The sequence below is a fragment of the uncultured Altererythrobacter sp. genome, from assembly GCF_913057185.1.
In the GTDB taxonomy this organism is placed as follows: domain Bacteria; phylum Pseudomonadota; class Alphaproteobacteria; order Sphingomonadales; family Sphingomonadaceae; genus Erythrobacter; species Erythrobacter rubellus.
Map to the genome: position 1 here is coordinate 223,456 of NZ_CAJXNK010000001.1, position 22,524 is coordinate 245,979.

At 50.9% G+C, this 22,524-nt stretch carries 22 protein-coding genes; 6 read left to right on the forward strand and 16 right to left on the reverse strand.

Going from position 1 to position 22,524, the window contains the following annotated elements:
• Window positions 1-107: 107 nt before the first annotated feature.
• The 3 genes from QZ487_RS01105 to QZ487_RS01115 form a co-directional block, all read right to left on the reverse strand.
• The gene (locus QZ487_RS01105; RefSeq protein WP_285975962.1) at window positions 108-881 is read right to left on the reverse strand and encodes a hypothetical protein; all 774 of its coding nucleotides are present in this window, start codon (window positions 879-881) and stop codon (window positions 108-110) included.
• A 35-nt stretch (window positions 882-916) separates the two neighbouring features.
• Window positions 917-1,531: a hypothetical protein gene (locus tag QZ487_RS01110; protein WP_296022966.1), complete on the reverse strand. Its 615-nt coding sequence runs from the start codon at window positions 1,529-1,531 to the stop codon at window positions 917-919.
• A gap of 90 nt (window positions 1,532-1,621) precedes the next feature.
• Window positions 1,622-2,056, reverse strand: coding sequence for a hypothetical protein (locus QZ487_RS01115; protein WP_296022967.1), 435 nt, complete (start codon window positions 2,054-2,056; stop codon window positions 1,622-1,624).
• A gap of 118 nt (window positions 2,057-2,174) precedes the next feature.
• Here QZ487_RS01115 and QZ487_RS01120 point away from each other — a divergent pair, with 118 nt between their 5' ends.
• Window positions 2,175-2,699 carry a hypothetical protein gene (locus QZ487_RS01120; protein ID WP_296022969.1) on the forward strand — a complete coding sequence of 175 codons (525 nt, stop codon included), beginning with the start codon at window positions 2,175-2,177 and terminating at the stop codon, window positions 2,697-2,699.
• A gap of 167 nt (window positions 2,700-2,866) precedes the next feature.
• Here QZ487_RS01120 and QZ487_RS01125 read toward each other — a convergent pair whose 3' ends face one another.
• The 4 genes from QZ487_RS01125 to QZ487_RS01140 all read right to left on the reverse strand — a co-directional run bounded on the left by QZ487_RS01125 (window position 2,867) and on the right by QZ487_RS01140 (window position 7,976).
• The gene (locus tag QZ487_RS01125) at window positions 2,867-4,210 is read right to left on the reverse strand and encodes a serine hydrolase (RefSeq protein WP_296022970.1); all 1,344 of its coding nucleotides are present in this window, start codon (window positions 4,208-4,210) and stop codon (window positions 2,867-2,869) included.
• 1,289 nt (window positions 4,211-5,499) lie between these two features.
• The gene (locus QZ487_RS01130) at window positions 5,500-6,330 is read right to left on the reverse strand and encodes an HNH endonuclease signature motif containing protein (RefSeq protein WP_296022971.1); all 831 of its coding nucleotides are present in this window, start codon (window positions 6,328-6,330) and stop codon (window positions 5,500-5,502) included.
• Window positions 6,323-6,709: a (deoxy)nucleoside triphosphate pyrophosphohydrolase gene (locus tag QZ487_RS01135; RefSeq protein WP_296022973.1), complete on the reverse strand. Its 387-nt coding sequence runs from the start codon at window positions 6,707-6,709 to the stop codon at window positions 6,323-6,325. Before QZ487_RS01135 ends, QZ487_RS01130 begins: the two co-directional genes overlap by 8 nt.
• A 925-nt stretch (window positions 6,710-7,634) precedes the next feature.
• On the reverse strand, window positions 7,635-7,976 hold the full coding sequence (locus tag QZ487_RS01140) for a hypothetical protein (RefSeq protein WP_296022974.1): 342 nt from the start codon (window positions 7,974-7,976) through the stop codon (window positions 7,635-7,637).
• Window positions 7,977-8,291: 315 nt separating this feature from the next.
• On the opposite strand from QZ487_RS01140, the gene QZ487_RS01145 reads away from it, so the two are divergent.
• Both QZ487_RS01145 and QZ487_RS01150 read left to right on the forward strand, forming a co-directional pair.
• Window positions 8,292-8,801: a hypothetical protein gene (locus QZ487_RS01145; protein WP_296022975.1), complete on the forward strand. Its 510-nt coding sequence runs from the start codon at window positions 8,292-8,294 to the stop codon at window positions 8,799-8,801.
• Window positions 8,802-8,823: 22 nt separating this feature from the next.
• Window positions 8,824-9,522, forward strand: coding sequence for an endonuclease/exonuclease/phosphatase family protein (locus QZ487_RS01150; RefSeq protein ID WP_296022976.1), 699 nt, complete (start codon window positions 8,824-8,826; stop codon window positions 9,520-9,522).
• An 8-nt stretch (window positions 9,523-9,530) separates the two neighbouring features.
• On the opposite strand, the gene QZ487_RS01155 is transcribed toward QZ487_RS01150, so the two are convergent.
• A complete protein-coding gene (locus QZ487_RS01155) occupies window positions 9,531-10,148 on the reverse strand; it encodes a GIY-YIG nuclease family protein (protein WP_296022978.1) in 618 nt (205 codons plus the stop codon).
• A gap of 220 nt (window positions 10,149-10,368) precedes the next feature.
• Between QZ487_RS01155 and QZ487_RS01160 the strand changes: the two genes are divergently transcribed.
• Window positions 10,369-10,947, forward strand: coding sequence for a site-specific integrase (locus QZ487_RS01160; protein WP_296022979.1), 579 nt, complete (start codon window positions 10,369-10,371; stop codon window positions 10,945-10,947).
• On the opposite strand, the gene QZ487_RS01165 is transcribed toward QZ487_RS01160, so the two are convergent.
• Together QZ487_RS01165 and QZ487_RS01170 are read right to left on the reverse strand one after the other, a co-directional pair.
• Window positions 10,944-11,582, reverse strand: a complete 639-nt coding sequence (locus QZ487_RS01165) for an AAA family ATPase (protein ID WP_296022980.1) — start codon at window positions 11,580-11,582, stop codon at window positions 10,944-10,946. The two genes, QZ487_RS01160 and QZ487_RS01165, sit on opposite strands and share 4 nt — an antisense overlap.
• 20 nt (window positions 11,583-11,602) lie before the next feature.
• Window positions 11,603-11,905: a hypothetical protein gene (locus QZ487_RS01170; protein WP_296022981.1), complete on the reverse strand. Its 303-nt coding sequence runs from the start codon at window positions 11,903-11,905 to the stop codon at window positions 11,603-11,605.
• Window positions 11,906-12,014: 109 nt separating this feature from the next.
• Here QZ487_RS01170 and QZ487_RS01175 point away from each other — a divergent pair, with 109 nt between their 5' ends.
• Window positions 12,015-12,746, forward strand: a complete 732-nt coding sequence (locus QZ487_RS01175) for a hypothetical protein (protein ID WP_296022983.1) — start codon at window positions 12,015-12,017, stop codon at window positions 12,744-12,746.
• On the opposite strand, the gene QZ487_RS01180 is transcribed toward QZ487_RS01175, so the two are convergent.
• A complete protein-coding gene (locus QZ487_RS01180) occupies window positions 12,743-13,321 on the reverse strand; it encodes a hypothetical protein (protein WP_296022984.1) in 579 nt (192 codons plus the stop codon). The genes QZ487_RS01175 and QZ487_RS01180 overlap by 4 nt on opposite strands.
• Window positions 13,322-13,366: 45 nt before the next feature.
• Here QZ487_RS01180 and QZ487_RS01185 point away from each other — a divergent pair, with 45 nt between their 5' ends.
• The gene (locus QZ487_RS01185) at window positions 13,367-13,624 is read left to right on the forward strand and encodes a hypothetical protein (RefSeq protein WP_296022985.1); all 258 of its coding nucleotides are present in this window, start codon (window positions 13,367-13,369) and stop codon (window positions 13,622-13,624) included.
• A 160-nt stretch (window positions 13,625-13,784) separates the two neighbouring features.
• Here the strand turns inward: QZ487_RS01185 and QZ487_RS01190 are convergent, their stop codons facing one another.
• The 5 genes from QZ487_RS01190 to QZ487_RS01210 all read right to left on the reverse strand — a co-directional run bounded on the left by QZ487_RS01190 (window position 13,785) and on the right by QZ487_RS01210 (window position 22,515).
• The gene (locus QZ487_RS01190; RefSeq protein WP_296022987.1) at window positions 13,785-15,470 is read right to left on the reverse strand and encodes an RNA-binding domain-containing protein; all 1,686 of its coding nucleotides are present in this window, start codon (window positions 15,468-15,470) and stop codon (window positions 13,785-13,787) included.
• A gap of 20 nt (window positions 15,471-15,490) precedes the next feature.
• On the reverse strand, window positions 15,491-18,589 hold the full coding sequence (locus tag QZ487_RS01195) for a type I restriction endonuclease subunit R (RefSeq protein ID WP_296022988.1): 3,099 nt from the start codon (window positions 18,587-18,589) through the stop codon (window positions 15,491-15,493).
• On the reverse strand, window positions 18,589-19,878 hold the full coding sequence (locus QZ487_RS01200) for a restriction endonuclease subunit S (RefSeq protein WP_296022989.1): 1,290 nt from the start codon (window positions 19,876-19,878) through the stop codon (window positions 18,589-18,591). Before QZ487_RS01200 ends, QZ487_RS01195 begins: the two co-directional genes overlap by 1 nt.
• The gene (locus tag QZ487_RS01205; protein WP_296022991.1) at window positions 19,871-21,421 is read right to left on the reverse strand and encodes a class I SAM-dependent DNA methyltransferase; all 1,551 of its coding nucleotides are present in this window, start codon (window positions 21,419-21,421) and stop codon (window positions 19,871-19,873) included. Before QZ487_RS01205 ends, QZ487_RS01200 begins: the two co-directional genes overlap by 8 nt.
• Before the next feature lie 152 nt (window positions 21,422-21,573).
• Window positions 21,574-22,515 (reverse strand): class I SAM-dependent methyltransferase, encoded by a 942-nt coding sequence (locus tag QZ487_RS01210; protein ID WP_296022992.1) that lies wholly within the window; start codon window positions 22,513-22,515, stop codon window positions 21,574-21,576.
• Between the last annotated feature and the right edge of the window lie 9 nt (window positions 22,516-22,524).

The window sequence follows — 22,524 nt, forward strand, 5'->3', positions numbered from 1 at the left end:
AACCCCAATTTGAGCCGTATCCTACCTTAATGGGGCACGTCATTTGTGAATAAAATGACGCCGCCCACTTGGACGGCGCCTTTGTATGCGACTTTGGCTTTGAGAGCTTAGCGGTTTGGACCTCTTGCCAAGGTAGCGTTGTATACACGCTCGCTGTTACATTCCATGATAGGATTAAACGTTTGGAACGCACGCATCCATCCACCTTCGTTAGCTATTATGTCCTCGAAGCGGCCCTTCTCTTGCATGTCAGGAAACCATGTGGAGATTTTAACACCGTATTCATTATCAGGGTCTTCCCCGGCCCCTGGCAGATGGTAAGCAACGGTCGCCTTTACCTCGTTCTCGTCGAGATATTCAAACCACGATTTCTGTACGGCGAATAAATCAAGCACAGATTTTCCATCCTTGAAGGTGCAATCAGTAAAGTCCACGACCGCCGTGCTGCTTGGCGTAGGAGGCTGTGGCCGCACAATCATGCTGGTGCTGAGTGATTGGGAGCCGCAGGTCCAAACCTCATTGAATTCAGATAGAACTTCTCCGCCATTGGCGACCCAGTCGTCCTTGGCTTGACCCATTGCTTCAGCACTGGGGGATGCACCAAACCAAAACGCGGTCCTCCCGCCATTTAACTCGGAGTGATAATGAGGCGTTAGGACCCAAGCAAAATAATTGTTGAGGTCTTGTTCATTTGACCAGCTGTTCCATTTGGAAACCACATCCATCAGGTCCACAAGAGATTTGCCGTCATTATACTGGCAGGCAATAGTCTCGACTTTGCCCCAACTAGGTGCGGACATGTGGTCGTCTGCAGACACTGGTGCTGCTAACATTGTTGCAGCCATAGCCGAAGCCGCCAAAAGATTTATTTTAAGTTTCATGTAAGTATGCCTCCCAACACTTCGCAAAATTCAAATTAATTTTGAAAATCGTAGTACCCTTCCAAAGGGATCATCAAATGATCAAAGCCGGTGCCCTTAAACATCAAATAGGGCGCGCCGCTGGTAAAATCAGTAGTGGTATTCGCGATAGTAGAAACGTCTGCAGGCATCATCATAAGATGGGGACCGCTAACGATCCAATGCTCCGGATTAGCTTCTTCGATAGACATAGCAGTGTGGTCGAAGTTGTCTGCACCCATGTCGCCATGGAGCATCCACATCCAGCCATCTGTCTCTAAAGCAGGTTGTTCGCCTGCCATATAGGCCTTCATCCAAGCTTGAGCCGCTTCATCCGAGCAAGCCGGGACGGCCTCCCGAACAGTTGCATACCCAGTGTCAGGCATTGGCATTGGACTAGCTGACTGGCATGTCCATCCGTTGGTACCTTCTTGCAAAACCGTTCCATCAGGTGCGATAACAGTTGCGTTGTCTCCGATGAATGAAGGAGCCGCTGTAGTAAGCGCCCACAAAATCCATTCACTTTCATTGTGCGCCACAGCAGGCTCCCCCGTACCCCCCGGAGCTTCTGCATTGTTAGCAGAGCACGCGGCAAGCAGGGTCGCAACAAACGCAAGGATCATCTTTTTCATGTGAGATCTCTCTGACTTTCTCTATCCCAATATTTGCTACGGAATGAAAATTATTTGGAAAACGGGTCGGGTGAAAATGAGCTGATCTACTTAGAGCTTTAGTTCGGAGACATCGAATCTCGCTGTCTTGTTGACGAAATCAATTTCACCAATAGCAAAATTAAGTTTACCATTTGATACCGCATCGAAAGTATAAAGCTTAAATACCTTTCCAGCTTTCACCCAAACACCTTGAAGGGTACCCGTTACGATCTCTTCTCCATTTTGCGTCCAAGCGAACCCTGTGAATTCGCCCATGGTGTCTAAATTCTGTTTGTTCGTAAAATCATATGACAAATAAACGCGGCCATAAGGACCTGCCTCTCCAGACAGCGAGGCTTTGAATGTTTCCGCATCGACATCCACAGCATCAATTTCGAATTCAGCCACGAATTGCTCATTAACATCAAAAGATTGCGCCAGGGCCGCGGAGCCCGGCATTACAGTTAAAAGCAAAGTTCCAAATATAAATGATAGAAAACGCATTTGACGCTCCTTTATTCAAGATCTTGAAATTTGTGAATGTATCCAGTTTTATTTCTAATCGATTCGAGAGGCTAAGATCTAAATATTTCATGTCAATGAAAATTTTCATGTTCAATTTTTGATTATCAAGGCAATCAAAAAATTCTTGATAGTGATTCCTTATCTGTATATATTGATGCAATATAGAGAAAAAATGATATTTTACAAGGATTTAACTATGAAAAAATTCTTTTTGGCCAGTTTATTCATTTTGGCAGCGCCTGCGGCAGCTAGCGGTCATAGCGAACTTGGTTTGGAAAAGCGGCAACCAGACACAGCTATGAACGTAACGTCAGTTGTTTTGGGTCAAGAGGTGACATCGATCAGTGCCGAAGGTGACATGGAGGGGTATGGGAAAGTTTATGCCACTTACCACCTTACATACGATCCTCAGAGGACCAGTGGTACTGTGGACGGTCAAGGACGAGGGTTCACCGCTGATGGATTTGCATCCGGAAGATTTCAGGGGTTCTGGCAACTAGTTGACGGTGTGGTTGTAATGCGGAATGTCGTGAAAATTACCGATGATACGATGAATTTAGACGTAATCAGATTTAATCCGCTCTCAAGAGATTTAATCGTTCAGGCGTACATCTTAAAGTAAATCGAAAAGGCCTGCTCTAGCAGGGGCCTTTTGCGCTGCCGGAGGCGAGCCCATCGCCGGTAACTGCGCCGTGTGAAACACAACGGTAGCGAGTGGGTCTCCAAATACGAGTATTGCGACCGAGCGATTTACAAGAACAGATCTGGGAAATGGGTCGAGCGGCCGACTTAGTTCACAACTGCTTCGCTGACTAAATCGAGGAATTTGCGAAAGTCGTACTCTGCATAATATTCAGCTCCCGAACCCCGCGGCAAACTAGCAAGCCAGTTACTTTGTTGCGTTGCGTCGAGATCCAAGAGCATCGAACGCTCGCCCGTAGCATTTAGGATCGGCTCATATAAGCTTGATCGAACGACGACAATTTGACGCTCGACATCAACTGCTATCATCTGACCGTCAAAGCCAAGTGCTACGATAAAACGTCGACCACTTTGGGTGTCAGTGAACCAAAATTGGGAAAAATAGAATGCCTGCGGTTGTTTAGCGGCCTCGACGATAGAGTCGATATAGCTTCGCGAAATCACTTGTTTACCGCCGTATGAGCCCCGATTGAGAATTAACTGCCCCAAGCGCGCAAAGTCCCTCGGCTTCGCATCAAGGCAGCAGTAGCTGAGGATGTTCCCTGCTCTCTCTTGGGAATTATCTGTCCACCATTCCGCGTCCATTCCAATTAGTGAGAATAGGTTACGCTCAGCCCATTCAGAAAGGTGATCGCTTTGCCCGCGAGAGAGAACCTCTCCTAATATCATGGTGTCACAATTAGAATAAACCCATGCTCGATCTGGATAGGGAGCTGTGCCGTTTTGCCACCATGGGTACTGGTTTCCAGGCTGTGCCAAACCTCTGGTAAGGCATGGTGTCATTTGATCATCAACCCATATTAGGTTGCCGCCATTTGCATACTCTGAACCGCACTCGTTCGCCTGCCTGCTCGTAGGATCAGAGCAAATCGGAACCAGTCCAGAGCGCATATCAAGAACATCTCTCAGAGTTATGCTTGATCTTGCATCCGTTGCTAGTTCATTCAGATATAGCCCAGCGGTGTCTTGGGTAGATCGGACAATCCCCTTATCAATGCCAATTCCCAAAAGTATCGAGGTGAAGGATTTTGCTACCGACCAAGATGTTGCAGGGCTATCTTTGTCGCGATCCCCATACCTACTCACCAAATCAGCAGCAGAGAGTTCCACGATCCTAGAAGCTGCAAAGTCTGCTTCCTGCTGTGAGATGCCGCGATATTTTTCGAACGCAATTTTGCTGTTTTTTACTACGATAAAGGCTTGTCCATAGGTTCCGTCTCGAAGCGCGAGACTTGCTGCCTCCTCTAATTTTTCTGAGGAAAGACCAACCTCTTCCGGGGTCACCTCTTGCCACGCCAGTGGGTCTGGAGACGTTGATGCGATTGGCGCTGGCTGTGGGCTTTCGGAGTTATCTTCTCCACCACAAGCAGACAGAGACAGGAATGCAAGCGCTGAAAAAAAGAGATTTCGACACCCCCGATTCTTTAACATCACCTAACCTCCTGATCGCACAAAGCTAACTTGAAATTTAAACTTTCGATAATCCCCCAGGGCAGCGGTTTCCATCTTGAAGCGATGTTATCCGGATATCCGTATATGATCCGTATATTGTTTATTTTGGGATTTTTGGAGATAGGGTTCGTCTAAACCCTTGAAATTATGGAGCGGGCGAGGCGATTCGAACGCCCGACCCCAACCTTGGCAAGTGACGGGGCTACCGAAAAACAAAGGATTTCATAACTTAAAAGGCGCTTAGAAATTCCGTTTATGATCCGTTTATCGCAAATCCGTTTAAGCCAGTGCATTGAGCTAGCCAGAAACCTGCATCACTTTGAGGGCGATTGCGCCGATGCCAGGAGAGGCTGAAGGCGAAGCTTTACCGGGTAAAGTGCAGCCGATTGAGGGGGCAGATTGCTAGGTTTTTTTACCCCAAGACCATATGACGTACCCGATGCCCCCTAGCAGAATTGGCACCATGGTTAGACCGAACTGTGAGTCTGAAAGCAGCGTTAGAATGCCCCAGCTTGACGACCCTTCGCCATCAACACGACCGAAAGGTTCTGCGAACCCCAACCAGACCCAAAGTATGCCGCAGAGCGCCATCCAAATCATGCCAAAGATTCGCGCTATTGCTCTCATACTTCCCCCGGACTCAGAAACTAATTAAAATTTCGGAAATTGAACACCTTTTAATTCGCAAGCACAAAGCGTTAAGAAGCAAGTTAGCCAGGCAATCAATACTCTTTGATCGCGAATGGCGGGCACTTTACATAGGTCGCACTTCCCTCTCGTCCATCCTCGCTAATTCGGACTGATCTTCCATCCTCCGCCAACGTCGCCGTCCAGATCACATCCCAAAAACCACCCTCTCCTTCAAATGCCAATTTCATTCTTATCGATCTCGTTTGACCCGCTTGGGTCACCCGGTCCAATCGCCCACCACTCTCGTAAAAATCGATTCCCTGGGCATAAATGAACATGTTCTCAACCCCGTCGGGGTCACTGCAGTTCGCAGAATTAGGCGCCCATTTGCCCCTGAATCCCGACGGCATGACTTCCTCTTCGGTCACACTTGAAGATCCGGGAAACCAATCCGAGTGCGAGACTTCTTGGGCGGATAGGGCAGTTGATGCGAAAGCGCCAATCAGTATGGCGAACAACGGTGCCGACTTCTGATTCACGGTCAACTCTCCCTCATCGAAATTTCAATTAAGCCCAATTCGCCAAAGTTTTCGATCGATCACGTAGCCCCCAGGTTCAATTACGGGCGGCATAGTCGCCTATTTAGCCCCTCGCTCTGCCTTGGCTTTCAGCTTTCTAACGTCAGCATCCCGATCCAAGAGGTGTACCCGTCGATGGCAGTTCGGACATAGCGCTACCGTGTTTTCGATGCGGTCTTTCCCGCCTCTTGCTAGCCATTCGATGTGGTGGGTTTCGAGATAAGGTTTCCCGTTTTTATCCTCAAATGGAGCAGGCTTCTCACATAATTCGCAGACACCCTTAGCCCTACGCTTCGCCTCCTCAGCGACATAGGGATTCCTCTTATGCTGAGTAACCGTAGCCGACTGCACCCCCACTTCGTCACGCTGGGTTTGACGCGCACGACGAGCCACCTCCTCATCGGATAGCTTGCGAGCCTGTTTTGCCTTGCGCTCTTCAAGGTCTCGATAAACTTCAACAGGGATGGCAGGCACAGCGCCCGTCTTCGGCGTTACCGGGAAAACCCAAACCTTTCGGCTTGCCCCCTCAGCGTCTGCCTGGGTTTCTTGGTAGGGCTGCTGTGCAAGCGCGACTTCACCCACATAGGTGTAGACGTGTGGCTTGTGGACTTCGAAAAGGTGCACTGCGACACCGTTCGTGCCGCTTTGAGCCAGCGTCTTATTCTGCATGAAGTCGAGGGATTGATCGCCGATCTGACCCATGCCTGTGTAATGCATGACGCCTTCTAACCAGCGGTCTTCATATAGCGCCTTGGTATGGTCGGAGACGATAACCAGGGAATTCGTCTTCTTCGATCGACGCATACCGCCACTGTTGCCGCAGCCGAATACCTGACAAAGCTCATCGTTAGAAAGCTCAGTTCCAGGCTTGAGATCTTCGATGCTATCCATGACGGCGAATTACCTCCTCAGCTAGCGGAAGGTCCGCAGGCGCCAATTCAATTTCTCGAAGCGCCAAAGGCTCAACCCACTGGTAGGCATCATGGACGGTCAGCTCAAACTCACCACCAATAATCTCAACCTCGATGCCGATGAGATTTATCGCTCCGCCTGTGTAGTGATACGCGCTTTCTATCAGGACCTCGCCAGCTCGAACCTCGATCCCAAGTTCTTCAGCTAGCTCGCGCTCAATGCAGTCCTGGACGGTTTCCCCTAGCTCGACTTTCCCTCCTGGGAATTCCCATAGCCCTTCCAGATTTTGACCTGGTGCCCTTCGGGTAATCAGCACCCTTTTGTCACGCACGGCGATGGCTGCGGCTACATCCTTCATTGTCCCAGCTTAGCTTGGGCTATTTGCTTTCCGATAGGAAAAAATTCCCCTCTCAGCCGATCCTGAGCGTTGAACTTTTATAAATAGATTTGGCTGAAACCTTCATAGCGGTGGTTGCGGTCCAAACCTGTCGAGGCTGCACGTTGCGAGATGGCGGTCGGATTTCAGTTAGGGACGTAATTCAAAAACCAACGCATCAGCCATCCCAAGCCGGAAGAGCATTGTCATGCTCGGAAGGCACGATGGTAGCTCTGAGAAGAAGCAACTACCGCCACTCTGGAATTGTCGTTCCATAGCACCAGAGTGGATCCGCTGGATTGAAGCGGGACGTAAAAGGAGACCGGCTAGCCGCCCTTGCCTCTTGAGGTTGTCCTTATGGAATGCGTGACGGGACGATCACTTTGATATCGTCGACGAGCGCCTTTGCCTTGCGGAAGGTGAAGTGCGCTCGAAAACGACCCTTTGAGATTAGACTTTAAAAGAGCCCCTAACATTCATCAGGCTAGACGCCTGCTGAACCTTCGGAACCTTAGAAAATATGAAGCTTCGAACGAGCGAAGCGAGTGAGACTGCAGGAGCGAAGCGAATGCAGTCATCAAACCCAATCCAAACCCCAATCCAAGGAGGAATCCTATGACCGATAAACCGAGAATATTGAGCTTTAAGGAGTGGCTGAAGCTCGATCAGAAACCGTTCAAGTCCGTTAAAACGAAACAGGAGTCAGAAAATGGCGTTAGAAACACATCATCCAATCGCTAATGCCTTTGTGGCTTGTCGAGTTCCAGAACCCTTCAGAGCCCGAGTCCAGGCTTATGCAGAAGCAGAGGACCTATCCATCAGCCAAGTCATCCGGAAGGGCTTGAAGCTGGTTTTGGACAATCAACCCAAGCGTGAATGGATTGTTGGAAGATAGATCAAATTTCCCTCAAACCAGCACGATCAGGATGGCTATGATCAAGGCTCCAATCAGCAGCCAAGGTAGTGGATTGAAGCTGTTAGCTCGAGCTTCCAGCTGGATAATCATGGCTTGGATCTGACCTTGCTGCTGGTGGAGCTGCTTGATCGCTTCCTTCATCGTCTCGTTATCGACGTAAGAGGCACTATCATCGGCTAGCACCTCAGCGTCTTCCAGCAGCTTCAGAGCCTTCTTCAGCCTTGGCAGCGGATTGTCGTGCGGCGAGTGAAGCTCACCCATGGCTGCTTGATGAAGCCTTGTAGCTTCAGCCAGCATGTCTGATACATGCGCTTCGATTGGGTCTTGGGTCACTCGAAATCTAACCTCTAGACTGACGGCTGGTTTCGACAGTGTTTGCGGGGGAATAATTTGAACGGACTATTTATCAGTCTTGTGGTTGGCTCGCTATGCACAGGATTATTCCTGCAAGCTGTGCTCCGAGGCGAAAGCGTGAAAGAGCTCTTAGACTGGAGGGTCTTACGCACTGCGTTAATCATATTTGTCGCAAGCGGAGCGGTGACGCTCTTCATAATCAACAAGCATACTAACGATCGAAATAGACCCTCGTCAGGCGAGTATCGGGATGTAGATTATTGCGACGTGCACATTTGCAGGGGGCGGTAAATTATGCCCAAAGCGATTAGCCGAAACAAAACAGCCAGGGGAAATTCCGCGCAATTCTTCGTGGCTGGCGAGTTGTGCCGCCGAGGACATTCTGCGGTCGTCACTCTCGGAAACACCCCCAACACCGATATCCTTTGCAGCAACGAAGAAGGCACTCGCTTCGTCCACGTTCAGGTCAAAACTTATGTCCCTGGCAACAGGACAGTTACCGTGGGGATAAAAGCTGAGAAGGATTTCGGCAAAAACTTTATCTGGGTGCTCGCTGGCATACCGGCAGCCGATAGCAATCAGCCGTTCGAATATTACATCGTGCCATCGGCGCTAGTCGCCGAGAATGTGGCTGAGTCACATCGCCTCTGGTTGGCTGATGCCGAAAGGCTCCAAAAGTCCAGAAAAGATAGCACCGTTCGGGTCATCCATATACCGCCATCTACCTCATATAATGGCTGGAGCATTGATGCCTTCAAAAACCGCTGGGACTTGATTGATGCGCTGCTCGCAAACCCGGTCTGACTTGCACCACGACCGCACGCAGATGAAGATCGTCAGCCTAAACATCAGACATGGAGGCGGGAAAAGAATTCCCAGGATTCTTGAATGGCTGGCTCAGGAAGAAGCGGACTTTATCCTGCTTTGCGAATGGCGCCTCAATCCTGCCGGTTTGGCGCTTGAGCAAGCCTTGAAAATCAGAGGCTACCAGACATCGGGCTATGCGAGAAGCGAGGCTGAAAATGGAATTCTTATTGCATCGAAGAAGACCCATCACACATCTCGGCTAACGCCTTCCCACGCTGCCAAGGGCGAACTTATTAAAGTGACCTGCGATTCAGTGGTTCTGATCTGCGGCTACTTCCCCCAGAAAAACGACAAGAAGCCTTTTTTTGAGGTTGCCATCACAGAGCTATCGTTGGGCGAAAGTCCAAGCCTTTTGATCGGGGACCTCAATACGGGCAAAAACGACGTGGACCTTGAAGAAGGAGCAACTCCATTTTTCTGCGCAAACGAATTCAATGATCTAGAGGTAAATGCTGGAACTCAGGACCTTTGGCGCCTCTGTCACGGTAAGTCTGCAAAAGAATGGAGCTGGCGCTCTTCCAAGAACGGCTTCCGCATCGATCATGCCTTCGGAAACTCAGCACTCACTACCGCATTCCCAAAATTATTTTGCCGCTATGAACACTCGACCCGACTAGAAGGCATCAGCGATCACAGCGCGCTATTGGTTGAACTTTGAGCGTTGGTTCAGTCGTCTCCATCAGCCTCAAGCCGAATACGACGCTCTGCCAGCGTCTCCCCTTCATAAATCCAATATAGTGGACCCTGCGCTGCTCGGAGGGTCCAGCCAATCCGGTGCAATAGCTTTGTTGCAGCCGCACTGGTCGATGTTATCTCGCCTTCGAATTCGATGCGTTTGTCATCGACCACTCTAGCGGTGATCGTCTCATCTTTTGAAAAGGAGAGGATCGCACCCGGAGCAATATCCACCATCGAGAAGCGGAATTGCTCGCGCCTCGTTTGCTCCCTGTGAAGTGCGTCTAGCTCCGCTTGATCCTCAGCCACCTCATCAGTCGGCGTGACGTCCTTGATTGCGACAAGCTCAAGGATGGCAACCGCTCGATCAGGGTTCAGGCGGAAGAACTCTCTCTTCGGATTGATCCGATGGTCGCCAAAGGCATCGTGCAGTGCTTTTTCAACTTTGATCGAGTCCCCAACCTCACAGGCGTAGAAACATTCGAACGGCACAGGCACCCCAGAATGGGTAGACAGACTGCGAAGCCGAGATTCCAAATCAGTGGTCCTGCCGATTTTCACCAAGTCCGGCATTGTCGGGTTCGTCAGCAGATAAACGATGTCTGGCATTCAAAATCTCGTCATTCGGTTTCGGCTACACACCCTAAGCCAAGAGCGGCAATCGGCAACCTGCTTCGCTGCTATCATTATAAAATTAGGCTTTCATAATCACCCAAGCCGAACCCCTTGGGATCGTTAGGCTTTCGACCAACCAGCCGATTTGGCTTTATTTTTTTTCATTATCTTATTTATCGAAAGGGCTCCTTTCTAATGAAGCAGGAGCCCTTTCATGTCTCTGACCAAGCAAGCCAAGACCCTCACAGAAGCCCAGCAGCGCACCGTTCTTTCCTATGTGAAAGATACTCGGCACCCCTCCCGCAATGAGCTGATGTTCATGCTTTCCGTTGATGCAGGTCTACGTGCCAAGGAGATTGCATCGCTCGAATGGTCGATGGTGACCGATGCCTCTGGTGAACTGACCGATACCATCCGCCTTCAGGACAAAGCCTCAAAGGGCAGCTCTGGCGGTGTGGTCTATATGTCTGCTCGATTGGCAAAGGCGTTCGCTCGGTTTCAAGCAGACACCCGTCACACCAGCGGCATCGTGATCCGTTCACAGACCGGCAAGCCCATGTCAGCTCAGGTGGTGGTGAACTGGTTTTTTGATACTTATCGTGCCCTGGGCTTTGAGGGTTGCTCCTCGCACAGTGGCAGGCGCACTGCCATTACCCGTTGGGCACGTAAGATCAGTTCCGTAGGCGGATCGCTTAGAGACGTTCAAGCCCTAGCCAGACATTCCTCACTCGCCATGACCCAAAGGTATATCGAGGTGAGCGAGGATGCCTGTCGTAGGGTTGTCGAGCGCTAGTTTACCTCAAGCTCAAGGGCATTCGCGATAGACCGATAATCGGGGAAGTCTCTATCAACGATAGCTTCGAGCTTGGACTGCTGGAAGCTCAAGCCCAGCTCCTGCAATCGGACGCCAAGGCTTTCCTTGAGGCGAGATTTCAAAGCTTCAACCTCATCGCCAAGGTCATCAAAATCGATTTTGACAAACCGAGACTGGATAGCAGGGATAAGACGTTCAACCTCATTCGCGGTAAAGATAAACCGGACAAGGGCGGAATAGTCTTCCGTCACCGTACGCAACGCAGCCTGAACGTCCTTGGACAGATAATCAGCCTCTTCAATCACGCAGATCTTAGGCTCTCCCGTCACAGCGATAGAGCTACAGAACGCATCGAGCTTTTTCAGGACATCCTTGACGTCTTGCTTGTTCGACCCGTTCACTCTGATTGCGAAAGCGCCAAGCCGCTTCACGATGATCCGTGCCAAGGACGACTTACCCGTCCCAGGCGATCCAAAAAGTAGCAGGTTAGGAACCAAGCCGGCATTAAGCCACGCATCAACAGTGCTGAGCGTTGAGGCAGGCAGGATTACCTGATCAAGCTGGGTGGGACGAAGCCGCTCCGTAAGAAGCAAGCTGTAAGTTTCAATCTTCATGTCTATGACCTTTCTTAGGATTACGAACCAAGCACGAGCGTGATGCCGTCTCGGGGTGAGTAGGTGATGTTTTCGAGGTAACAGGAGTGCGGGTCTTGCCGCAGAAGCTCGCCACAGACGGCAAGCAGATCATCCAAGACAATACTGCGATTGCGGACCTCAACCCTAGGCTGAGTGTCAGCTAAGTTCGTGACAGGATAAACCCCATCAGGAGCTTCGACTGAGAACGAACCTATATCGAGGTAGAGACGATGCTCTGGTCCTTCCTGGTCGTAACAGCTGCCGCAAATTTCTGTAAACGTGAGATATTTATCGTATTTCATAATGTACTCCTCAAAATCAAGAAAGCGGAATTGCCTCTTGATGTTTCCCTTATGAAGGAGTTCTGATATTAACGGCATGGGCTGCTTAATGGATGTTTAGGTCGTTAGCATGAGGCGCGAGTTCGCACGCAATTTCGTCGGAAAGCATCCGCTATTCCGCAAGAGCCACTCCGAGAACGGCGTGCGCTGGCAGGACAATATCTATTACCTGTGGTGGGAGTACCTGAGGCGCCATGAGGGCTATAAAGCCTGCTGTGATCGCGGAGGCTCAGGACCCTACGCTCGGCTCTATGCGGACTTTGGAAACGTCCACTCCCAGGACTTCAAGACATGGTGGCGAGCTAATGGCGTCCACCTGTTTGCAGAGCCTCCTGCCCCTGTTGGGGTTTGGGCTTTATCTGATGATGAGGTGCTGGATCTGGTTCAGGCAGGTCGTGATGAGAACACTCTGATCGTTGCCATACCGCTCGACTTCAAACGCCGATCAATCACGGCAGGGATCAACAAAATCCTGAAAGAGAGCCAGACACGCCAGCGAGGCGAAAAACGCATCAAGACCAGCAAGGCACGCTACCCTCTGGCTCAGGCTTTTGATGTGATGGCGCTGAAGACGACGCTCGAGTGCTACGATCGTAAACAAGCCAACCCTTCAATGCCGCTATGGCAAATCGCACAGGAGGTTGGGGTATCAACGCGACTGACAGCGGAAGAGCTCAGAACCAACGATGCCGCAGCCAAGGACAAGAAGCTCTCCATGACCGCTGGTGTCAGCCGTAAGCTTAAGCAGGCTCAGCGGCTGATTGAGAACGTGGGAAGAGGAAAGTTTCCTATGGGAAACTAGCTCTGATTGAGCAGCTTCTCTCTATTCAACCAAGTCCAAAACTCAGCAGGCATTTCGCGTTCAACGGTCTCCAAAGACCGGACATCTACGGTTCCGTTGCAAGCCATTAGCGGCACCTCGATAAACTCTTCTGGAGTGCACCAATCGACGCGCAAATATGGCTTATTTGTCAGCTTGGAATCTACAATCTGGGTCACGGTACCATGGTGATAAACGCACATAGTTTCGCCAAATTTTTCGATCTTTTTGAGCACCACGGTGTCGCCGGGTAGGATCTCTCCAAACCGCTTAAGCTGATGCTCGCTCTCAACGAAATCGAACAGGCAGACACCATCTCTGACCCATATCTCATCCTGCCGATTCTCGAAGTTAGCGTCGGGACAGAACCCCATGAACACATAATGCGCTTGCAGTGGAGGCACCGTCGTCAGATTTATCTCGTCGATAATTAGACGCATCTCCTGATTACCGCGATCAAGCAGAGCCTTTGCGTTATCACGAATTTTTAGGAGCTCGGTGCGCGTCCGCTTCCCTGCCCGTATACCTTCAAGCGCCAATCGGATTTGCGGATTCATGTTTTCCCCACTGATCTTCTAGCCTTATGCTTTAGCGATGACCATGTGAGCTCGCCACATATCTATGGCATTGCCAAGCGGGATAGCTCTGCTCGCGTATTTGAGCTCTCGGCGATGGAAGTTCTGATCCCATCAGCCAAGGTTGAGCAACCCAGCAAATCAGCAAGTGCAAAGGGTGCGCACGATTTGGTGCATGACATGGTCAGTGCTGGCGATCGCTCGCAGTTACATCTCTTTGCCGATCAGGAACGAGAAGGCTGGACTGCCTGCGTGGGCACGGAAGACTCGCTGGCGGCACAATGATCAACTTTGTCGAGTGATGCTACTTCCCTAACGCTTGCTTCTGCGTTCACCCCGATCCTCAAACTGCTGAACGGCGGTCTATCGATGCGAAAGACGGCTGATCGACTGGGCGCTTTGACCTCCACTGTTCAGCGAGCACAGGCATTAGCAACACAGAAAATTATGCGGTGTCGAAGCGTTGATTGATGTAGGCGACCATCTCCTTGCCATCTAAACGATCTGTTGCTGGGTTTGTGCGAATATAAAACTCAGAAGCATTATTCCACTTCAACCAAATTGCTTGTGAGGATGATTTTACCAAAAAACGAACTATGCTTTTTCCGTCAATGTCGTGCATCTTCCAATCAACGAGATTCAAAACCTCCTTACCGATGTGATTGACAACGAGATTGCGAATCTTTTTTAGATACTCATCTTTACTTTTTTTATATAAAGACTTCATCTCCTGATTAATTCCGGTGATAAGCCCATCATCATTTACCCCTACAAGCAAAACACCGCCATCAGTATTCATAAAACCGCACAGAGTTTTCATTATTTCGTGTTCTATTACGGGTTTCTTTATCCCATCCCTTACGCAGAGAGAGATGGTTTGCTTGAATTCAAGGTGTTTCCCTTCTCCACTGCGAATTTCTGATTTGATCTTGTCGACTATGCTAAGACGGTCGATTGATTCGAGTAGTTTGGTTACATCATTCTGGATGCTGTCGACGTTTCTAGGATTATAAACCAATTCTTGGTAGAGTTTGTCCATCTGCTCAAACAGCATTTTTAGACTGCGGTTTGTATCGGAAATCTGAATTTGCATATCTTGAGGCGGACAGGGGATCTCGAGCGACAGAATGCTTTTTGTGCTAAGGTTCGGTAACGTGCTGCCTGTAGAGGCGGAAAGCAGGATTTTCTTACCTAGCTCCGTGTTGAAAAAGGACACGGCATAATCTCGGTCGATCTCTGATTTTAGGTCAACGCGAAAGTATCGATGTCTTGGATTTATGTCTTCTAGCGACCGGAAAGCGACATTCTTTTTCGATACCGTCGCCACTGTGTTGAGCAGCAAAGTGTTGTCGCCAATTGAGGTTTCAGACGGGTCGTATTTGCGGATGCCTTCCACGAGGTCCGACATCTTTTTCCGCTCAAAATTTCGATCATTCGAAAGTATCGAGGATATTTCCTGGCGGAGGTAAAAGTTTGCGAAACCAGAGAACTCCGCCTTTTTGCATGAATCAAGGGGCGCGTCAGGGTCTCCGCCAAGATGTCGAGTCAGGAAATTTGCAGCACTTCGCGCTTCAAATGTGCTAGAGAGATCGCTTAGCGAGTATAAGAAAGTATGCTCAAAACTTCCCCTCGAGATCACCGCAAACAAGAGATTAGACGAAACGCCATATACGCTGCGTGGTAACTCTAGGTACCCGCGGACATCGAAGCCCTTTTTGTTCAGAACGTCGATACATTTTTGACCATTTCGTGTTGACAGACCCAACGTGAAGGTAGGCAATAGCGCCACTCCCTCTGCCGCCAAATAATCTGCATATTCAATCGCATATGCGAATTCCGCATTGTTTTTTATACCGAAGTAAGACTCCCCGCCCGTATGAAGGTTCACACCGGTGTCCCAGATGATTAGTGAGGCGCCCTTATGACGTTCAAAGAAATGGGAGACTGTCTCGTTGGATCCTCCACAAACAGAAAAAACCACCGCGTTGGAGGGAGGGGCAACATCGCGGATCGGGATCGCGTGTTGATTGAAAAATATTACCGGTCCCTTCGAGGACATATTTTTCGACAATTCTTCCAGAAACACCTTGAATGGTTCTGGTGCTGAACTCAGCGTCGCCTCACTTTTCATATACCCTCGCCTCTTTCGTGCTAAGCGTAAACCTGATCCTCTGAGATCGCCTCTGCCTGTCGCAGCACCATATCAACGGCGTCGTTCTGTTGGTCAGGCGGGTAACGATATTTCCGAAGCAGTGTGCGGATCAGAATACGCAGTTTCGCGCGAACGCTATCCCGCACCGCCCAGTCGACAGTTAGGTTTTCGCGAAGTTTCTTTGCCACCTCCCGCGCCATCTCGACCAGCACCTCTTCGCCCATCAACTCCTGAGCGGAATTATTCTGGGCAAGGGCATCGTAGAATGCCTCTTCCTCGTCGGTAAGTTTATGACTTTCACGTCGAGCAAGGTCCGCTTGGAACTGTTTCGCCATGGCAATCAGTTCCTCGATGACCTGTGCTGCCTCAACCGCCCGATTGGCGTATTTGCCGAGCGATTTTTCGAGAAGGTCACTGAACTTTCGCTGCTTCACGACATTGGTCTTGAACTTGGATTTTACCTCGTCCTTGATCAGGCGCTGAAGCAGTTCGACCGCAAGGTTCTTATGCGGCATCTTCAGCACTTCCTTGAGGAAGTCATCCGACAAGATCGAGATGTCAGGCGTGTCCAATCCGGCAAGTTTGAAGATGTCAGAGACGCCCTCGCCGACAACTGCTTGAGACACCAACTGGCGTAGTTCGTAGTCAATATCCTTCCTAGGATGCGTATTGCCCGCACCATCCTTGATCAGCGGTGCTCGGACTGCCTGATGGAATGCAACCTCAGGGGACAGTTCCAACGCTTCATCAAGGGTGCCGCACAAAGCGAACGCCTTTGTCATTTGCAGAACCGTGTCTGCATAGCGACGCTTGCCGTCTTCCTGCTCTAGAACATGATCGAGGCATTCGGGAATGAGAAGGAGGGCATTCTTTCTGAAACCGCTCCAATCGACCGGATGCAGCAAGTCCCGTGCGACCTGAATCTTCTCTTTCAGGATGCGCAGCGCTTCACTAGAATCGATAGTCGGTCGACCTTTGCCTCGTGCAGCACTGTAGGTTGCCAGCGCCTCTTTGAGTTGAGGGGCAATGCCGATGTAGTCGACCACCAGACCGCCGGGTTTGTCCTTGAAGACGCGGTTCACCCGAGCGATCGCCTGAGCAAGATTCGCACCCTGCATCGGTTTATCGATATACATGGTCGCAAGGCATGGTGCGTCGAAACCCGTCAACCACATGTCACGCACGATCACGATTTTCAGAGGGTCTTCAGGGTTCTTGAACCGCTTTTCGAGATCCTTCTTCTGCGCCTTGTTCGTGTGATGCGGTTGCAGATACGCCTTGTCCGATGCGGAGGCAGTCATCACGACCTTGATTACGCCCTGCATATGATCGTCTGAATGCCATTCAGGGCGCAACTCGACGATCTTGTCATACAGTCGGACACAAATGTCCCGTGACATGGCGACAACCATCGCCTTGCCGGGTTGGGTCTGACTGCGCGTTTCGTAGTGCTTGATCAGGTCCTCTGCGACCACTTGCAACCGTGCATCCGTCCCGACGATTGCCTCAAGTGCCGACCACTGACTTTTCGCCCGTTCTTTCTCGCGCTCGTCCGCAGTCTCGCTTTCGAGAATGTCTTCTACTTCGTCATCGATGGTAGGCAGGGCAGTGTGGTCGAGATTGATCTTCGCAAGGCGTGACTCGTAGTAGATCGGCACCGTCGCGCCATCATCGACCGCCTGCTGGATGTCGTAGATCGAAACATATTCGCCGAAGACTGCCTGCGTGTCTCTATCATCCTGCGAGATTGGGGTTCCGGTGAAGGCGAGGAATGTTGCGTTAGGCAGAGCATCCCTTAGCGATTTCGCCAGACCATATTTGATTGCGCCACTCTCGCCGTCAATCTTCGCCTTGAACCCATATTGGGTGCGATGCGCTTCGTCCGCGATGACAACGATGTTGTGACGGTCGGTCAGGACGGGGAATTTGTCTTCGTCCGCCTCCAACCCGAACTTCTGAATGGTAGTGAAGATGATCCCGCCCGACGGTCGGTTCATCAGATGCTCGCGAAGTTCGGATCTCGAGTTTGCCTGCTTAGGCGTTTCACCCAGCAGTTCGCCCGCGTTGGCGAACACGCCGAACAACTGACCATCAAGGTCTTGTCGATCCGTGACCATCACGAGGGTTGGGTTTTCAAGGCGGGGTTCTGAGATCAAGCGACCTGCCAAACACGCCATCTCGATGCTCTTGCCGGCACCTTGCGTATGCCAGACAACGCCGCCCTTCTTGGTGCCGCCTTTTCCAGATGCGATGACGACGCTTTCGACCGCTGCCTGAACCGCGTGGAACTGGTGATACCCCGCGATCTTCTTGATGAGGGTTTTGTCATCCTCGAAAATGCAGAAATAGCGCAGATAGTTGAGGAACACCTGCTTACTGAACAGACCTTTGATCAGGGTTTCCAGTTCGCGGTGCTGCCCCAGCGGGTCAACATTTACCCCGTCAATCGTCCGCCAGCGCATAAACCGCTCTTCATTGGCAGACAGTGATCCCAAGCGGGCATAGATACCGTCGGAGATAACCAAGCATGTGTTGTAGTTAAACAGGTCAGGAATGTCGGTTTTGTAGGTCTGCAACTGGTTATATGCCGCCCATATGTCCGCCTTCGCGTCCGCCACATTCTTCAGTTCGATCACCGCCAGCGGTAATCCGTTGAGGAAAACTAGCACATCGGGGCGGCGGTTCTGCTTCACCCCGTGGATCGTGAACTGGTTGACCACCAACCAATCATTGTTCTCCGGGTTCTCAAAGTCGATGACCTTGAGTTGCTTGCCGACTTCCTGATTGCCCTCATGGTAGGTGACTTTCACCCCCTTTGTGATCCACGAATGCACCTGTCTATTGCATGACATCAGCGCGGGAATGTTGGGATTGATCAGTTGCGCGAACGCAGCGTCAATCGCCGACTGCGGGATTTCAGGGTTCAAGCGCTTCAGTGAGGAAAGCAGGCGATCCTTGAGTGTGACGGAGCGGTAGTCTGCTCGCTCCGGCGCCTCGCCATCAGGTGCGATGTCATACCCGACCAGGTACTGATAACCGAGTTCCCTGAACCACTCGATGGTTTGAAGTTCGACATGATCCTCGGTGACCAGCGCCATTAGATGCCCGCCTCTTCAAGGAACTTTTCGGCATCGGGAATGCGCAGTTCGCCGGAGATGAGTTTGGGGAGAAGCGTGTCGCGAAGTTCCCTCAGAACCCCATTTTCGGTCGCAATAAGAGTCCTTCTAGCGAGGATAGGCGTGACTATTTCTTCAAATTTTACTCGCGCAGACAGCGACGGGATTATCAATTGAAGAGCATCAAACGTGTCTTTGGGCAGCGCCAAAACGGTCGTACCCGTAGCGAAACCCGAGACCCTCTCTCTGAAACTGCTTTGAAGAAAGGTGAAATAGAGGAAGATGCTCGAGACACCACTTTTATCTCTCGGAGTAATTTTCGTGGTGTGATGAGTGTGCAGGTAAAATCTGTGCCCACTGGGAGCATTAGGAACCAAAATCGGAGACCCGATAATTAAGCGATCCTGCGTAAGATCGGTGTTTGCTAACAGAAGATCCCCTTCATTTATGCAATGTCGATCTTTAAAATCGCCACGATAAAATTTAAGTTTTTCTTCCCGATACCCACCGTTTCCGGCGAACGAACCTAAGTTTAGCATTGGTATGTCGACGGGACTATCTGATAAGAATTCTCCTTTGTAGGAGAGACCTTTTTGGTGTGAGTATATATCGCTTCCAGATCTGATTTCCCACCCTGCCGGAATCTCCCCAATCTCCGAGTCCTCAAACGCATCCGGGAACAAGTCGCTAATCTCGGCAGGCAGACCTGTAGGGCGACCTTCTGCCTTGGCGCGCACAGGATCAAAATCGACGAACCACGACTTGAAGATTGCCTTGGCAATATCCTCAAGGGTTTCGTTCATCTTCTGGTTGAGTTCGATCTTGTCGTCGAGCGCGCCGAGGATGTGAGCGATTGAATTCCGCTCACTTGCGTCTGAATGCCAGAAAATTTCTTTCTTATTCAGATGCCCCATAGTTATCTGTGGTTGCGCCGAACCTGTAGTCACATCGTCAAATTTCGAAGCGAACAGTGAATAGTAGAGATATTTTGAAGATGCCGGACACGCATCCTTCAGAACTATCGCCATCGCATTATTTGAAACGTGAGACCTGCCGCCTGACCATTGAACTAGACCGCACCCATTACCGCGACAGGTAACCAGAGGTTGCGCCTCTTCGTAGGTGGCGTTCTGCGTATACCCTAAGATGCCATTCGCCCCCCAAACTGGAACATTAGCATCACCGGTTGGTTTTTCAGACAACTCAGAGGGTGCAGTGTATCGCCCTTGCTTTACCCTAGCGATTTGCTCGATCTGCACCAACTCACTCATAACCCAACCTTTTCAGGTTATCAGTGACCGCCAAACTCAACGCCTCTCCTTCAGCGAGATGCTGTTTTAGTAAACCGCTCAGTCTAAGCATTTTATCATCGAAAGTTTCGTCGTCATCATCGGCGTCAGTCGCCCCGACATACCGCCCAGGTGTCAGCACAAACCCGTTCTTCTTGATCTCATCCAGCGACGCTGACTTACAGAATCCAGCGATATCTTCGTAACCCTTACCGGACTTCCATGCCTCCACGGTGTCAGCAATCTTCGCGATATCGTCGTCAGAGAAGACCTTGAGAACTCGGGTTTCCATCGAACCCAACTGACGCGCATCGATAAACAGGGTTTCACCGCGCCGATCGCGTCCGTTTGCCGTCTTATCGTTGGTTAAGAACCAAAGGCAGACCGGGATCGGCGTGTTGAGGAACAACTGACCGGGCAGCGAGATCATCACCTCGACCACATCGCCACGGACCATCGCCTCGCGAATTTGCCCTTCGCCGCTCTGGTTGGAACTCATCGAACCGTTGGCGAGAACAACGCCCGCCTGACCGCCCGGACGCAGTTTCCAGAGCATATGCTGCAACCATGCGTAGTTAGCGTTGCCGACTGGTGGACGACCGAACTTCCAACGCGGATCGCTCTCGTATTTCTCCCCACCCCAGTCCGAGATGTTGAACGGCGGGTTCGCCATGATGTAGTCGAACTTGAGATCAGGGAACTGATCGCGCGCGAAGGTATCTGCTGGTTCCTTGCCCAAATCAGCAGCGAACCCGCGAATGGCGAGGTTCATTGCCGCGAGACGCCAAGTGGTCGGATTGCTCTCTTGTCCGTAGATCGAGATGTCATCGACCCGCCCACCGTGCGACTTCACGAACTCTTCGCTCTGAACGAACATTCCCCCCGACCCGCAGCACGGATCATACACGCGCCCATTATGGGGAGAGAGAACGGCAACCAGCGTCTTTACAACGTGTGAAGGGGTATAGAACTGCCCACCCTTCTTGCCTTCTGCCGAGGCAAACTGCCCCAGAAAATACTCGTAGACCTCGCCCAGCACGTCGCTGGCACCGGATTTATCTGCAAACCCGATGGTCGAGATGAGATCGATCAGTTCGCCAAGCACTCCCTGACCTAACTGCGCGCGACCAAACCGCTTGTCCAACTTGCCGCGCAAGGAAGGGTTCTCGTTCTCGATGGCGGTCATCGCGCCGTCGACCAGTGATCCGATGTCGGGTTGCTTCGCCTTCGCCCGGAGCGACTCCCAGCGCGCTTCCTGAGGAACCCAGAACACGTTGTCTTGGGTGTAGTAGTCGCGCTCCTCGAGTTCTCCAGCGAACTCCAATGGGTCTTGGCTGATGAAGTAGTCCGACGAAGGGTCTGAAACCATCTCCCGCACCTTGTCCTGCTGCTTGGCAAAGGTGTCAGAGATGTATTTCAGGAAGATCAGACCAAGGACAATATGCTTGTATTCTGCCGCATCCATCTGGGCACGGAGTTTGTCCGCTGCCTTCCAGAGAGTTTGTTTGAAATCAGTGCTGCTCATTGCCCCTCCGGTTCAATCTGTATTCGCGGGAATCAGTCGCGACACGATCCCTCCACGCCGACCTTATCCGCAAACTCGCATTTTGGGAGAAGAAAACTTATTCTCAATGGCGGAACTTTACCGCGTAAAGTAAGTCAGGTCGAGCAAGTCATTTAGCTAGAAGCCTTACGGCGCGTTGCCGCCTCGAAACCCAGTGTCTTTTCGCCCCAGAGAGTGGTGGGCAGATTTGCATAAGGTGCAAAAAAATTATCCCAGTAGAGTTTAAACTTCTGCGCCAGTCCCTCTACATCCGTCGTTGCCGCCGACCTCCCAGTCATCTGAAATATTCCCACGCCAGATGAAGACCAGTCAGCTGGGATCTCATCCGAGCCACCCCTATAGGCACCCCCAACTCTGCCCGCCGCTACAAGCTCGCACCCGGTTTCATTCAAGGCTGGCTGAATAGCATCCCACCAGTCGGCGTCCTCAAAAGTCTGAGTCGCGATGATAGCAGAGCCCCCCGAATCCAGCAGTTGCAGGATACTCTTCACTGCTGCGTATTGGTCCTTGTCATCAAGGTGATGCAGGACATCGAGGCAGATAGCCAAATCGAATTTTTCATTCAGCGTTAGTGGCAGCGAATTGGTCGCAAACGACACATTTTCGATACCTGCAAGCTGCTCCTTCGCCGCAGTGATAGCTTTGGAGGAGGGATCGATCCCGAAGAACTGGTTGGGAAATTTCTTAGCAACAAACTTCAGGAGAATGCCGTTCTGGCAACCAATATCGATTACCTTCCCTGAAATTGGCTTTCGCTGCATCCACTCGTAAGTGAGTGCTACGAGGTCTAGAACATAACTCCTGCGCCACTGAGAAACGTGCAAAGCGTGGATGTCGAAATTCGCCATGGCATCAGTGACAAGCTTCTCATTTTTCTTCTTGCAAAGCCTTTCGAAGTCGCCCCACCCCCTTCTCCCAACTCTCTGATATTTATCACTGAATTGGTCGTAAGAGAAAAAATACTCAATACCCCACTCAGAAACGAGGTATTGGTCTATCGCCTGCATGGTCTGATAATCTGGAAACCAGTTATCCAAATTGATGCTCTCGACCATCGGATCTGC

Excerpts from the sequence above, each read along its gene's own strand:
- QZ487_RS01105 (WP_285975962.1), bottom strand. The coding sequence starts at position 881 with ATGAAACTTAAAATAAATCTTTTGGCGGCTTCGGCTATGGCTGCAACA.
- QZ487_RS01110 (WP_296022966.1), bottom strand. The coding sequence starts at position 1,531 with ATGAAAAAGATGATCCTTGCGTTTGTTGCGACCCTGCTTGCCGCGTGC.
- QZ487_RS01115 (WP_296022967.1), bottom strand. The coding sequence starts at position 2,056 with ATGCGTTTTCTATCATTTATATTTGGAACTTTGCTTTTAACTGTAATG.
- QZ487_RS01125 (WP_296022970.1), bottom strand. The coding sequence starts at position 4,210 with ATGTTAAAGAATCGGGGGTGTCGAAATCTCTTTTTTTCAGCGCTTGCA.
- QZ487_RS01130 (WP_296022971.1), bottom strand. The coding sequence starts at position 6,330 with ATGGATAGCATCGAAGATCTCAAGCCTGGAACTGAGCTTTCTAACGAT.
- QZ487_RS01135 (WP_296022973.1), bottom strand. The coding sequence starts at position 6,709 with ATGAAGGATGTAGCCGCAGCCATCGCCGTGCGTGACAAAAGGGTGCTG.
- QZ487_RS01145 (WP_296022975.1), top strand. The coding sequence starts at position 8,292 with ATGCCCAAAGCGATTAGCCGAAACAAAACAGCCAGGGGAAATTCCGCG.
- QZ487_RS01150 (WP_296022976.1), top strand. The coding sequence starts at position 8,824 with ATGAAGATCGTCAGCCTAAACATCAGACATGGAGGCGGGAAAAGAATT.
- QZ487_RS01155 (WP_296022978.1), bottom strand. The coding sequence starts at position 10,148 with ATGCCAGACATCGTTTATCTGCTGACGAACCCGACAATGCCGGACTTG.
- QZ487_RS01160 (WP_296022979.1), top strand. The coding sequence starts at position 10,369 with ATGTCTCTGACCAAGCAAGCCAAGACCCTCACAGAAGCCCAGCAGCGC.
- QZ487_RS01165 (WP_296022980.1), bottom strand. The coding sequence starts at position 11,582 with ATGAAGATTGAAACTTACAGCTTGCTTCTTACGGAGCGGCTTCGTCCC.
- QZ487_RS01170 (WP_296022981.1), bottom strand. The coding sequence starts at position 11,905 with ATGAAATACGATAAATATCTCACGTTTACAGAAATTTGCGGCAGCTGT.
- QZ487_RS01175 (WP_296022983.1), top strand. The coding sequence starts at position 12,015 with ATGAGGCGCGAGTTCGCACGCAATTTCGTCGGAAAGCATCCGCTATTC.
- QZ487_RS01180 (WP_296022984.1), bottom strand. The coding sequence starts at position 13,321 with ATGAATCCGCAAATCCGATTGGCGCTTGAAGGTATACGGGCAGGGAAG.
- QZ487_RS01190 (WP_296022987.1), bottom strand. The coding sequence starts at position 15,470 with ATGAAAAGTGAGGCGACGCTGAGTTCAGCACCAGAACCATTCAAGGTG.
- QZ487_RS01195 (WP_296022988.1), bottom strand. The coding sequence starts at position 18,589 with ATGGCGCTGGTCACCGAGGATCATGTCGAACTTCAAACCATCGAGTGG.
- QZ487_RS01200 (WP_296022989.1), bottom strand. The coding sequence starts at position 19,878 with ATGAGTGAGTTGGTGCAGATCGAGCAAATCGCTAGGGTAAAGCAAGGG.
- QZ487_RS01205 (WP_296022991.1), bottom strand. The coding sequence starts at position 21,421 with ATGAGCAGCACTGATTTCAAACAAACTCTCTGGAAGGCAGCGGACAAA.
- QZ487_RS01210 (WP_296022992.1), bottom strand. The coding sequence starts at position 22,515 with ATGGTCGAGAGCATCAATTTGGATAACTGGTTTCCAGATTATCAGACC.